We start from the raw sequence: 13,031 nt of genomic DNA, 5'->3' as shown, positions 1-13,031 counted from the left end.
ACCCAAAACGGAGACGGGATTATGACTACATCATTGGCACTACCTAAAACAGCTACACTAACATCGGCTCGTAAATTCATGGCAGACATCAAAGCTGATTCTGATATGAAGCGCTCTGACTCTTACACTATTCATATTCGTGATATTGAGTTTCGCCCAGAATGGAACATCCGCCAAATTAACCTAGAGCACGTAGAAGCGTTGAAAGCTACAATCGCTAACGGTGAACTATTTGACGCTCTAGAAGTTGAAGGCGTTTATAATGAAGACAATAAAGCATGTTTTCATATTGTCGATGGACACCACACTTACAGCGCTATTAAATCCCTGTTTGATGAAGCTAAACATGATGGTTTTGTGCCAGTGGTTATATTTAAAGGTAACGAGCAGGACAAACTAATCCGCGCTTTTAACTCAACTCAGGGTCTAAAATTAACCCCACTTGAGCAAGCGCGAGTTTACGAGCGTATGCTTAACGAGGGGATGACTAAAAAAGAAGTCTCTCAGAGAACAGGCAAAAGCCTTTCAGTTATCTCTAACGCCCTATATATCCTAAACGCTGATGAGGAAGTAATTACAGCGATTGAAGAGGGTAAAATCAAATCTAGCCGTGTTGGTCGTATCATGCGTGAACATGGAACAGATAACGCTTCACTTATTGTTAAGGCAGAGATTCAAGCAGCACAGGGTAATAGCCCAGTAGTAGAGCCAGAATCACCACAGGGCGCACAAGAGCCAACAGGTGCAAATAACCAAGAGTCAGACACACAGAAGGGAATGATTAAAGCAAGCAAGCAAGCGCTTCAATATAAGACCCTATCAAAAGGCAAGACCCAAGACCTTATCGAGTTGGTTCGTATGCTTGCAAATCGTGAAGCAATTGAAAGTGACGGAAATATCAAGCTCTCAAGCGTGGAGCGTATTGCTCTTGAAAGTGCGATGAAAGAAATCAAGAAGATTGACAGCCACAACCAAGCTGTTTCAGAGACTATGAGCAATATCACAGGATAGGCTCAAAAAGGAAACAAATGGGCTAGGGGAGAAATCCTCTAGCTTTTTTTTACAAAACTTGAAAATGCGTTTTTTTATATGAATAAGACGTTTGTTCTCTTGGCTGGGCTACTAAGTGTTGCTTTTTGGCTCTTTTTGTGATAAAAAGATTTATAAATTTATCTATAAGATATTTTTAAATTATTTAATATATTATTTATTAATATTTTTAATATATGTAGGTGCGAAGGGATTATTTTGATAAGGAACGATTTAAACCATGACTAGCTTTTATGACTGGCTGGTTGGTGTTTATAGTAATACCAAGTTTAATTTATTTTTCTCACCCCTAACCATTTTAACTCTGCATATAAACATCACATCGAAAAATATATCACGCCCCAAGCGACCTTTTTATTCCCCCCGTTGTTTTTTCTCTAAGTTGAGAATGATATACGTACGTACACACGAAACTGCCCATGTATGTTATAATGTGCGTATTCCCATTGAGAGTATATGGCTTAATCATGCATTTATTAGATTTAGTTAAACCTGAAAAAGTTATTCACGAGCTGTCAAGCAAAGCAATTGACGAAGGACTTGCTCTCGGCTTGGATTTAGCACGAGTTAAATTCGACCTTTATGTCACTCTTATTTATCAAGGTTTCCTTTCATCTGAACAGATGACTTTTCATACGGTTTTAGATTTAGTTCCATTTGAATACCTCCCTTGCCCTAAAGAGCAAGCTCCGAGCTTTTATGTAACAACTGCCACTATCGATAGGACAGTAAAGAAATATAGAGATTTTGTTTTAAATAATATCAAATTGGATGCAGGTTCACTGTTATCAATTGCCAGCGTTGTAAATAAGCTCCCTCTTTCGCATACCGAAGTTAACCAACTCCTATTAGAATCTGGTGTTATCCCCCACCCAGTTTCAACGCGAGCCATAGAATTTCTGTTTACTCTTCATAATGACTCGATTGATAATGGTGGTGTTAAGTCTGTTAATTTATACATCTCATCAAAAAACTTTAGATCAGATGGAACTCGTTACGAGAGAAATACTAGACCTAGTTATGTAGTATTCGCTCTTGCTTCTAAAGAAAAGCGAGTTAAGGCTATATCAACTGTTATAATTAGAACGGCTGAAATAGTTAGCGGTCTAATCGGTTTTGTTCATAGCCGCCATGTGGCACTTATTGTACATGATCGCCATAAAACAAAAGTAAACGCCCTATTTGAAAGTTACGATCATCTAGAAGACTTCATTAAAGTTTTTATTACTTCGCGATACAAAGATGCACCTATTCAGATTGATGATAACAAGGCATTAATAGCTGTTAGTGATGAAATTAATGAGAGTGATATTAATCATTCTTTAGAGCACTACCTATCAATGACGGGTCAACTAGCACTTGATAAGTTTCCTGAATATGTCGAAAGATTGCTGACTTATAAAGAAGTTCTTGCCAGAACGAATGCTAAAAAAACTATCGGTGATGGTAAGGTTTCTTTAAGGGTCGTCTCTAAATTCTTTGACAGTAATTACCTAATACCTTCTGTAACCAATCAGCTTCTAAAACAATTAGAATATGTCTCTATACGTGATGAATTCATAACCTACAATTCAAGGTCTGATTACTTCCCAAGTGAGGATGTCACTTTAGCTATTGGAATTGGCATTGATTATTTGAATTCAGGCAATCGGTTTTCCAAATCGACTTCCATTGATTCAGTAGTTCCCACAATGCGAGAGATGTATTCAAGGAGTTTCGAGCAACAATTAACAGCAGCGACCAAAGACCCACAAAATTTATTTGAGGTTAAGGGCGAAATCTATTCAGTTACGGATAAGAACATTGCACGTTACCAAAACCTGCAAGGTTACTATCTAAAGAATGAATACATAGAAGCTACAGATGATATAATTTCAACACGCAATGCTATTCATGACGTATTATCAGTACGTAAAGAGGTCTTCAAAAAGGGTCTAAAGGTTTTCCAATCGACTTATTCAAAACAAAGCGATCACCTTCCTGACATCGCTGTTGATAAAAGTCATCCAAACCATGAAGCTTACATGCGTCATAGATATGATGTTTTATCGTATGCTGATTATGATAGTTCCAGACTGTACCTAATTAATGCCCGATTTCAGATAATAAGTGCGACATTCATGGGAAGGTGTAGAAGAGGAAGCCAACTGCTGAAAGTGGTACGCTCTTCTCGCCAAAGAAACAAGCAGTACTACCATGAATTATCAGCAGTTGACCGAGGGCAGAAGATACCAGATTTCTGCTCTTTTGGAACGGGGAATTTCAGTTTCTGAAATCGCTAAAACAGTTCAGTGCCATCGCTCCACGGTTTATCGAGAGCTTAAAAGAGGTTGTAAGGACAATTATTATTGTCCGAGCATGGCTCAAATGGCCTCGAACACAAGGCGCAGAGCAGCACTCAAGTACCGAATACCAAGGGAGCGCGTTGATTTTATTCGCCTTCTTCTAGAAGCGGATTGGAGTCCAGAGCAGATTTCAAGCGTGTTGACGAAAGCTGGCGCAGCAGTCAGCCATGAGTGGATTTATCGCTTCGTTGCTCGGGACAAATGCTCGGGTGGTAAATTATATCGCCACTTGAGGCAAGGCCATAAACGGTATCGTCGTGGTAAAAAAGAGAAAGCTCCAGCGATAAAGAATGCCGTTTCGATTGATGACAGGCCAAGTATCGTTGATAGCAGAGAGCGGTTTGGAGACTGGGAGATTGACACTGTTCTTGGGAAGCATGGTACAGGCGCAATGGTAACTATTTTAGAACGTAAGACACGGTTTTACTTGGTAAAGAAAGTGCCATCTAAGTCAGCCGATGACGTTACCCAGGCCACAATAGAGCTATTGAAGCCTTACAAGAAGCATGTGCATACCATCACCGCAGATAACGGACGAGAGTTCGCAGGTCATGAAGCCATCGCGAGAGAGCTACAGGCAGATGTATACTTTGCTCACCCCTACAGCTCTTGGGAGCGAGGTGCTAATGAAAATGCGAACGGCCTTTTAAGGCAATATGTGAAGAAAGGAACCGACCTATCGACGGTGACCGACAGTGATATAGAGTTCGCTTTATCGCGGATAAACTATCGACCCAGAAAGTGTTTAGGCTTCAAACAGCCAGCCATTGTATTTAACAATATGGCTTTGGCTGCTTGATATTGGAGAGTGTCGCACTTCGCAGTTGAATTCGGGTGAGATTAGAAGATGTGATAAGCAAATTGAATCTCTCACTCGCTATGTCACTTACCTCGAATCTATGGATAACTCGGACAGTTATCAAGTGACCATTACCAACATCAACGAACGGTTATCGAAGTGGCAGAAAATTAAAGCAGATAATTACGACCTAATAGTGCAACTTGAATCTTCGGACATTAATCTGAAAATCCAGAGCTATAAGGTTAAGTTAGACTCACTTGAACGCTATCGTAAATCTCTGCGCATCGGTCACAACCAGTATAAGGCTCATCTTTTACTACATGATTTTATCTTGAAGAACGGCACAAGGACTCAGGACGAGGTTGATTCCTTTATTGCAGCGTACACTCAAGTCATCGCCATCAAGCGTGTCTCAAGTGACCTTACAGGGTTAGTTAACAATGCAGATGTCATGTATAACAACTTGACCAAAGCCATAACCTTGTTTGTTACCTACCATCCATTTAGCATCTTTGTGGATTAGTTTTTATTATCCAAACTATCGGTTTTTTTTATTGAGGCATAACAAATGGTACGCAGAAGGTTTTTTTCTAAAACTGAAATAACCGCAGTTAGAGATGCTGATACATTGTCATTGATAGCTGACCCGTTGTTTCTGATTAACGGCATTTTTGTTGATGTCAGGACTTCTCATAAAGATGACTTAGACAAAGCTATTAATGCGTTGTTAGCAGACGACCCTATCACCTTAGTAGGTCACATCGAAGATGCTCATATTGAGGTTACAGGTGCTCCTGATGCGTTCGTTATTGATCCTTACGCTGTCACTGTCACTGACCACTCAAAACATCTAATCAACGCGCTAGTAATGCTTGTCAATGACAGATTACCTGCAGAATGTGATGATGAAGATAAGCTAGGGGAGCTTTCTGAGTTAGCTCAAAACCTACGCAACCGTTCCTTCAATGTCAGGTTGCTTATTCAGGGTTAAAACATTTGGTAGTTCATCCATCTCAGCAGGGCTTCGATTATTGCTCAGTGAACTACGATTGATTAACTGAGGCATCCCAACGTATTTCGTTGCTTATACGTTGTGCGCGTCCGAAATTAACGGATAACTATTCAAGTTTTGAGCAGCTTAGAGTGCTGTCCATAGAAAAGGGTCGCTATCAATTTCATGATAGCGACCCTTATATTTTTTGTGCTGTTTATCTGTTTGAGCTGTTAGATAGCAGGTTGGTGATAGTAATCTGGTTCTGATTGGGTCTGTACGGCTCTCTGGGTCGGAGTTTGCGCGGAATCCACATATTCTTCGTATTCATCTTGCAACCCTTTTTGTTCAAATAAGGCGTCACCTAATGCTTCGTGACAATGGTTGTAGTACTCAGTTAAATCAATCTCACCATCAAGTAGCTTCCTAGCATGTTGCGATGTTTCTGTATGCTCCCGTGTGATTGTAGCGACCGCACTTTCAACAATAGCTGATGGTGGTGTTGTCTTTGATGTGCTGTTTCTCACAGCTTCCCCAAGCGCTATACTCATAGGCAGACCTCTCGAATAGCGTTGGTCTCCATATACTTCATCTACAACACGGCTAATTCTGCCCATAACCGAAGATACATCAGTACGAATAGATTCTATATCGATTTCCCTGTCGGTTAGAGAGGTGACTTTGTGAAGGGCATCTTTAATCTCTTTATTTGCCGACTTATATCCTGCATCTAGCTCATGTCGATTTGCTTGCAAGAACTCAATAAGCTGTTCGCGGCTCTGTGTTTGTTGCTCGGGCGAACCATGAGACGTATTCTGTGGATCTATAGCTGCGGCTAAGTCACTAGGTGGTACTTTAGGCATCTCTGAAATCTTTTGATCCAATGTGTTGTGTAATTGTTTTTCCGTATTGATTTGATTATCCAAATCATCGAGTTGTTGTTGTAGCTCATTGCGCTCTATTTCAAGCTCGGTTGGCTCGGGCGTTGAGGGGGTTATACCTTCAACGTTCTGTGAGGGTGCGCTATTTGCCTGAGTTTGAATAGCGGTTGTCTGATTGACGTTACCTTGCTGCATGGTCGTGATGATGCGCTCTTGCGAGCTAAGCATACTCGTTACCATCTCATTTTGCTTATCTAGCATGGCTTCTTGTTGCTTTAGGAGCTTATCAAACATTAGGTTTTGACGAACCATCATCTCTGTTTGCTGACTCATGACTTTATCTATCATATTCGTAACAGTAGATAGAGTAGCGTTATTTTGCTGAGCCATAACTTTCATTGCCTCAGTCAATGCTTGAGCGAGATCCGCATTAGAAACGGTGCTCTCTGTGACCGCTGCTTGAGTTTCGACTGAATGTCGAATAGGTTCATTCACCATTGACTCTTTTGGTGCTACATCAGGTATCTGTTCTGTTAAGTTTGGAATAGATGCTTCATCAATATCAGCCTTATTCGTCATCTGTGCGTTTTGGTTTTCTTCGCCTAGATTATCACCTACGACTGTTGTTCTTTCTGAGGTGGATAGCGTAGCACTTGGTTCTTTTGCGGTGTCCATTTCGTTTAGCACATCAGTATCAAAGACTTCCGCTGTTCGAGGTATCTCAAAGCTAGGTGATTGTTCATTCCCACTTGGGGTTTTTGTGCTTGTTTCGAGGCTATTGTGTGTTGTTTCAGGTGCTATATCTTGTTCATCATCATTAAAATCTTTCATCCATTCCATAACTTCTGGATCTAGACTAAGACTATCGAAATCTGGCAATTCAGCATTAGAATCATTTACGGCTAGTTCCTCAAACAACTGATCCATTTCGTCCATGTAAGGCATGTCATCTGTAGCAGGTGCGTCCAATTCGGCTTGTGGAGTATCAGGTGTTTGTTCAGCGATAGGCTCACCAGTCACAGGCACTTCATCGGCAGATGGCGCGTCCGTTTCGGCTTGTGGAGCATCAGGTGCTTGCTCTGCGATAGGCTCACCAGTCACAGGCACTTCATCGGCAGATGGCGCGTCCGTTTCGGCTTGTGGAGCATCAGGTGCTTGCTCTGAGATAGGCTCACCAGTCTCGGGCACTTCATGGGTAGCAGGTGCGTCCGATTCGGCTTGTGGTACGTCAGGTGCTTGCTCTGCGATAGGCTCATCAGTCACAGGCACTTCATCGGCAGATGGCGCGTCCGTTTCGGCTTGTGGAGCATCAGGTGCTTGCTCTGCGATAGGCTCACCAGTCACAGGCACTTCATCGGCAGATGGCGCGTCCGATTGGGCTTGTTGTACGTCAGGTGCTTGTTCAGCGATAGGCTCACCAGTCACAGGCGCTTCATCGGTAGATGGTGCGTCCGATTGGGCTTGTGGAGCATCAGGTGCTTGGTCTGCGATAAGCTCATCAGTCACAGGAACTTCATCGGCAGCAGGTACGTCCGATTCTGCTTGTGGTGCATCAGGCGCTTGGTCTGCTATGGGATCATTATTTGGTTCTGAAACTAATGGTTGAGCTGGTGGCAAGTCGTTCATTAGATCATCAAGAGCAGTATCGTGGTCAGGCTTATTACTACTAGGTGCTAAAGCTTCATTAGCTTGTTCGAGCGCTTCATAGTATCTATTTAAGCCCAAGTCGGTTTTTAGCTGGTCTGCATTACTTGACTGCATTAGTGTTGATAAATGGTTTAATGTCGCGTCTATAGCCATCGTTTCACGAACTAGGCTATCGTAATGCTTTTGTGGGTCTGAATGTGGTTGACTTAAATACTCATCCAGCGATTCTTTAGCATCTTCGATAAACGCACCATACATGTCCACTAGCTCCTGATTCTCAGGTGATAGCTCTATTTTCTGTTCTTCAATATCCTGATCAAGTTCTGACTGTACGGGGTGCTCGACTTGTTGACCTCCGAGCACTTGGTTAAGTAATTGAGCGCTAGTTTGATCACTCGGGGCAGCACTTTCAAGTGCCTCTGTATCCTCTAATTGAAAATCAAAGGTATCTGCATCTCGGGCTACAGTGCGGTTTTCTTCTTCACCTTCTAAGTCTAGCCAGTCGTCTGTCGATGGAACGAAGTCAACTTGTTGCGCTGCAGTAAGTTGTGCGTCTTCGATTTCACGTTCCCTATCAAAATAAACTGCAAGCTGTGGCTCTGATTGGAGTTGTCTTGCACTTACACCGAGTAGGCGACTTTTTTCGTCAACAAGTTTATGCAAGGTCGCCATGTGTTTATCAACACGCTTAGCGTTTTCATAATGCAGCCACTCCCCAGCGGTGGCTGATAGATTATCAAGTCTACGTGTAATAGAGTGAATTTTGGTGTCGATATAGATTGAGCTTTCATTAATTGTCGGTGCAACTAAATGCGGAATGTCAGCATCTAATTGGACAAGAGGTTCACTTTGAATTTGCTCCCCAATATCGTCTGATTGGTTAGGGTTTGATGCATCCTCAATGTACTGGTCAATTTTAGCTTCTGTTTCTGCAAGTAGATCTTGGTCTATTTCAACTTCTGCTTCGTTTTGAGGGTCATGTCTTGTTGATACCAAATGGCGATAAGTTTCATAACTCATCTGATGGTTTTTCTCAAAAACCTCGTTTACCCCATTGATGATGTCTTTTAGGTGGTAGAAATCAGGCAGTCCTTCTTTGCCAAGATTGTCTGCTGATGGACACCATTCATAAGCGTCTTGGTTTTCAACTGACCAGTTTGGCGATACATGATATTTCATGGTCGTTTCGATTTTAGAATAGAGCGACTCTTTGACTATCTCCCATGCTTCAACGTGAGGTGCATCAACACCTTTTTCTGACAGGTTTTGATATACGATATTCAGAGCATCATCTATATCTGACCCTTTCTGATCTTGTTGGAGTGCTTCCAAGTTCTCACCGAAGTCATTAGCAAAATCAAAATGAATGTGAGGTAGATTGACCGCATTGGTCATCTCAGCGGCTCGCTTAAGACCAACATTCACGGTTTTTCCCGTTTCAGGCATGTTTCTAGCTGCTAATTCATGCGGTAAATATCTTCGCTCTTTGTCAGAGTTAAACAAGTCGTTGTCAGCAAGATTAATGACAGGTTTAGTTGGGTGGCTCTCTAAGATTCTCCCGAGAGTGTATGGCAAGTTTCCTACATCGAGTCCACATACAGCAGCCGCTTTGATGCCTTTTTGCTCAGCCATTTCAATAGCGATAAGCCCGTTAACGATACCCTCACTTTCAATGATTAAAGCTGCGTTATCTATATCACCGATTGTGGCAGATGCTTTATTTTTTCGACCTTCTCCGATACCTTCAAATAGCTTATTGGTTTGGAGTAAGGGATCTTTGTCAGCAAGCAACTTTTGAAACCCTTCAATGTTGTCCATCGTAGGGTTTGATTCAGCGACATTAGCCAGTGGAATCCATACGGTTTTATCAGCATCTATACGCATGTTGGGGATAGATTTTATAGCTAGAAGGGCTGCAGATTTTTGAGCGAAGTATGTCCCTTCGAGCTGTTCTGCATTTGTAACTGGTGTCGCTTGTTCAAATGTCTGGATAGCCGCTTGCCTTTTTTGGGCATTTTCTTCTACCAATCGCTGTGCTGATTGTCGTTGCAGTTCTTCATTAGCGATACGCTGTTGTTTCAATTCTTCGAGGCGTTGTTCATTAAGTAAAGGGGTAATGTCTTGTGCTTGCTTTAGGTGCTTGGTTAGAAGGTTGGGTGAGTGTAGATCAGTTGCTAGCTCATTATGACTGAGCAACATAAGACTGTTACTATGGTTTGCTTGCCCTTCATAATATGTGACGTTTATCAACAGGTGGTGTACGTCTTTGAACTGCTCATCTTCTTTGATATATGCGGTAATTTTTCCTTTAGCGTTCTTCTTACTATTGATACGTGCAGCGCGATAATCCGCACCACTAATCCCCGTACTTTCATCGGCTTTGCTGTTCTCAGGTACAAATTTAATCAAATTGATTAGATCATCAAACTTGAGGTTAGCAGGGTCACACAGATCTTGAATGTCGCTAGCGTGGTTCGACATTAGAGTGTAGAGATAATCTTCTTTGTTTGATGAGCCATATCGCTGTTCTAGGAATGTGTTGATTTTATCTTGAATAGGCGAATAGATTTCTGACACCTCATGTGAGGTGGTCATAGGTGTATTTTTGGAGTGCAGTAAATTAGATTGGAATGCTTTCAACATTAACGTTGAAACTTGCGTTGCCTTTTCCACGTCAACACCAGCAGCCTTTAACTCTCCTGTCTCGTGCATTTCGTTAATAGCTCTTGTGGCTAAAAGATCCGCAACCTCCATAATTCCACTTTTTTGTTCGGTGGTTGCTGTGTCCTGAACATTCTTCCATTTCGAGTTTACTAGCTTCTCTGCATCAACTGAGAACCGCTTAATGGTTTTTCCTTCAAAACTACCCCCCCTTTGAAAGAGGTTAATAGCTTCGTTAAGCTCCTGAATATTCTTATTGTCATGCCCCAAGGTCGTATAGATAGAATAGAGTAACGAGGCTTGAGCAACATTTTGTATCTGAATGCGGTTAGGATTTGTTTTGAGGTTTTCAAAGCCCGCTATCTTAGAGAAGTCGGTGCTGTATCGCGTAACATTTTTATCAGTCTTTTTAGTGATTAGTAAGGGTATTTTGACTTTTGATTTATTGTCGATAGATCCAAATGTGCGTTCTTTGTTATCAGCTAGAACGGATTCTAGAAAGTTGGATATTTGTTTAGCCATTGAAAAACCTCATCCTAGTTGAGTTGCAATATGTATGGTTGAATGTGTGCAGGGAGCGCTTTTGGGGAAGTGCTTGTTAGTGCAATGAACGGCACAAGGTTTTCATTAAGTGCATTAATGTAGTTGAGCTGCTCTTTTGTTCTGACTTCTCCCGTCAATACGAACGGGAGCGATAGGTTCAATATGTTGTCAAGGTGATGCATATCTAGTTCTAACGAAAGCAATGAATCACCGTGATACATTGTCTGTTCGTAGTTACAAACATAACTGCCATGAACTTCATCTTGGTTCATGATATGGCGGAGAATTGTTATATAAACTAGCTTTGGAGGTAGGGCATTAGGTGTGCAAATCAACAAAGGTTCGCGCTTTGATATGGCACTATCAACGCTGCTCAATAATTTGCTGATGTTAGATTCGGTTATTGAAGGTACACTTTTACCACTCTTGTCATCAATCAGTGGAAACAGCTCGAATTCAAGAATAGTCATCTGATTATTGAGTTCAACACGCGATGCTTTATATGCCACCCCAAGACTTCTCTTCGCCCGTAGGTAAACCATTGGCTGACCTTGCTCACTCGCACTTACTGAAACTTGAGCCATCGTGTTGAAGGTGTAGGCTAGATTGTCGTCAGTGAGGCTTTCACTAAGCATCAACAGGACTTCGTTCCTTGAATACAGACTTTTAACTGATTCCACTTTGTTGGTACGATTGTTGATACGAACGGTAAAACCCAGCATGTCTTCACTTGCCGCTTTTTCAAAAAAATCTGTTAACACTCCTTGGTTGTTTAAGTTGAAAATCTTGTTACCTGTATTCTCATTGGGAGCGGTTAACATTTCGCGAATGTGTTTGCCCATCGCTGTAAAGTACTTAGGCAAAGTGTCATGGAAGGAAAAGTATTGATTAATAGGACAGTGCTTGTTCGACCTGTTTTCAGTTACGTACTCAAGCCCTTTTTGAGACCCGATTAGAAGACATAACGCCTCGTTAATTCGTACAAGCGCGAGTAAGTTATCTTCTAGTAACTCAAATAGCACCACGTTCCCGTAAAGATCTGATTCTAGTGAGCAGTGAGTCGTATCGTGTAGGTATGGGAAGTTGAGAAGTGCTGCGTTGATTTGTAGCTTATCTTCGTCTGACACATAATCGGCTTTTAGCAGGGCGTTAAGCTCGGTATCTTTGTCTACTGGAAGATGTAAAGTACTGATCACTTCCGCATGACTTTTACCCACCACCATTCTGTGCATCATGGCTGAGTATTGGTATTTCGGGTTACTCATCAAGTCACTGAGGTCATCAGTCGGCACTTGTATCGATTGTTCATTAATTTCAGTAACCGTTCTTTGAGCAGATGCGTATTCCATGACTCACCTCTATGTCGTTGGGCTTTGTGAGGATGGCATCAACTTGCTAGCAAAGTTTTTAAGAGTTGATGTTAGGTTATTCACACTGTCTGATATTTTTCCAGCAAAGGCATGGAAGTCGATTTTTGCGCTATCAGGTAGGATGTCATTTCGTATGTTCAAAGAGGGCGCATCCTTTTGAATGCGTGTAGCTAGTTTCTGAAGATAGGAATTATCTTGTTTGATGCTATCGATTGCCTGATTGAGATTGTCACCGTTGACGTGTTGAGTAGCTTTGAGGTTCAATGCCATTTCTTGATTTATCTGGGCAATATCGGTGCGGATCTGCTTAAAGGCGGCTTCAACTTCTGAGGCTGTTGTATCGGTTGACATGACTTTATCTAGTTGTTGATTGATATTATCGGCAAGGCTTTTAACTTTGGACTCACCGCCCATAGCTGCCTTTCGCTCTGCCAGCTTAATTGCATTTTCTTCAAGGCTTACCCTAGGTGATTGGGGTTTGTTTTTTGAGTTCACTAAGGCATGTAAAGCACTCGCAAAGGGGGACATATTGCTGGTGGTTTGGCGTTGTGTTGGTTCACTCTTTTGGGCGTTAGGATCAGGCGCGTAGACATCTTGCATATTGATACCCTTGTACATAACGTCAACGTTATTCAGAACCCTCATTTTTTCGTGAGTCGCCTCTTTGAGCTGATCTAGCTCTTTCTTCTTTTCTTCAATTTCTTTTTTTAAGTCATCATTGGTTAGTGAATCACTCATAGA

At 41.8% G+C, this 13,031-nt stretch carries 8 protein-coding genes; 5 read left to right on the top strand and 3 right to left on the bottom strand.

Features of this window, described 5'->3' with window-relative positions; translation table 11 throughout:
* Window positions 1–21 precede the first annotated feature (21 nt).
* The 5 genes from QWZ05_RS07990 to QWZ05_RS07970 all read left to right on the top strand — a co-directional run bounded on the left by QWZ05_RS07990 (window position 22) and on the right by QWZ05_RS07970 (window position 5,188).
* Window positions 22–1,011, top strand: a complete 990-nt coding sequence (locus QWZ05_RS07990) for a ParB/RepB/Spo0J family partition protein (RefSeq protein WP_290297782.1) — start codon at window positions 22–24, stop codon at window positions 1,009–1,011.
* Between the two features lie 506 nt (window positions 1,012–1,517).
* Window positions 1,518–3,323, top strand: coding sequence for a hypothetical protein (locus QWZ05_RS07985; RefSeq protein WP_290297781.1), 1,806 nt, complete (start codon window positions 1,518–1,520; stop codon window positions 3,321–3,323).
* Complete coding sequence (locus QWZ05_RS07980) at window positions 3,247–4,194, top strand: IS30 family transposase (RefSeq protein WP_290297780.1); 948 nt, start codon at window positions 3,247–3,249, stop codon at window positions 4,192–4,194. The genes QWZ05_RS07985 and QWZ05_RS07980 overlap by 77 nt, the downstream gene beginning before the upstream one ends.
* On the top strand, window positions 4,163–4,720 hold the full coding sequence (locus QWZ05_RS07975; protein WP_290297779.1) for a hypothetical protein: 558 nt from the start codon (window positions 4,163–4,165) through the stop codon (window positions 4,718–4,720). The genes QWZ05_RS07980 and QWZ05_RS07975 overlap by 32 nt, the downstream gene beginning before the upstream one ends.
* Window positions 4,721–4,765: 45 nt before the next feature.
* Window positions 4,766–5,188 (top strand): hypothetical protein, encoded by a 423-nt coding sequence (locus QWZ05_RS07970; protein WP_290297778.1) that lies wholly within the window; start codon window positions 4,766–4,768, stop codon window positions 5,186–5,188.
* A gap of 233 nt (window positions 5,189–5,421) precedes the next feature.
* Here QWZ05_RS07970 and QWZ05_RS07965 read toward each other — a convergent pair whose 3' ends face one another.
* Genes QWZ05_RS07965 through QWZ05_RS07955 form a run of 3 tightly spaced genes read right to left on the bottom strand, consistent with a single transcriptional unit; the run spans window position 5,422 to window position 13,028 of the window.
* A complete protein-coding gene (locus tag QWZ05_RS07965; RefSeq protein WP_290297777.1) occupies window positions 5,422–10,899 on the bottom strand; it encodes a hypothetical protein in 5,478 nt (1,825 codons plus the stop codon).
* A 14-nt stretch (window positions 10,900–10,913) separates the two neighbouring features.
* On the bottom strand, window positions 10,914–12,269 hold the full coding sequence (locus QWZ05_RS07960; RefSeq protein WP_290297775.1) for a hypothetical protein: 1,356 nt from the start codon (window positions 12,267–12,269) through the stop codon (window positions 10,914–10,916).
* 9 nt (window positions 12,270–12,278) lie between these two features.
* Window positions 12,279–13,028 (bottom strand): hypothetical protein, encoded by a 750-nt coding sequence (locus QWZ05_RS07955; RefSeq protein WP_290297773.1) that lies wholly within the window; start codon window positions 13,026–13,028, stop codon window positions 12,279–12,281.
* Between the last annotated feature and the right edge of the window lie 3 nt (window positions 13,029–13,031).

It is taken from the genome of Vibrio agarivorans (genome assembly GCF_030409635.1).
Lineage (GTDB): Bacteria > Pseudomonadota > Gammaproteobacteria > Enterobacterales > Vibrionaceae > Vibrio > Vibrio agarivorans.
Note: the sequence above shows the minus strand (reverse complement) of the source record. Positions and strands in the feature narration are given on the sequence as shown.

Bases quoted from the DNA above. Each gene is read 5' to 3' on its own strand.
- QWZ05_RS07955 (WP_290297773.1), bottom strand. From the start codon at position 13,028: ATGAGTGATTCACTAACCAATGATGACTTAAAAAAAGAAATTGAAGAA.
- QWZ05_RS07965 (WP_290297777.1), bottom strand. From the start codon at position 10,899: ATGGCTAAACAAATATCCAACTTTCTAGAATCCGTTCTAGCTGATAAC.
- QWZ05_RS07980 (WP_290297780.1), top strand. From the start codon at position 3,247: ATGAATTATCAGCAGTTGACCGAGGGCAGAAGATACCAGATTTCTGCT.
- QWZ05_RS07990 (WP_290297782.1), top strand. From the start codon at position 22: ATGACTACATCATTGGCACTACCTAAAACAGCTACACTAACATCGGCT.
- QWZ05_RS07960 (WP_290297775.1), bottom strand. From the start codon at position 12,269: ATGGAATACGCATCTGCTCAAAGAACGGTTACTGAAATTAATGAACAA.
- QWZ05_RS07970 (WP_290297778.1), top strand. From the start codon at position 4,766: ATGGTACGCAGAAGGTTTTTTTCTAAAACTGAAATAACCGCAGTTAGA.
- QWZ05_RS07985 (WP_290297781.1), top strand. From the start codon at position 1,518: ATGCATTTATTAGATTTAGTTAAACCTGAAAAAGTTATTCACGAGCTG.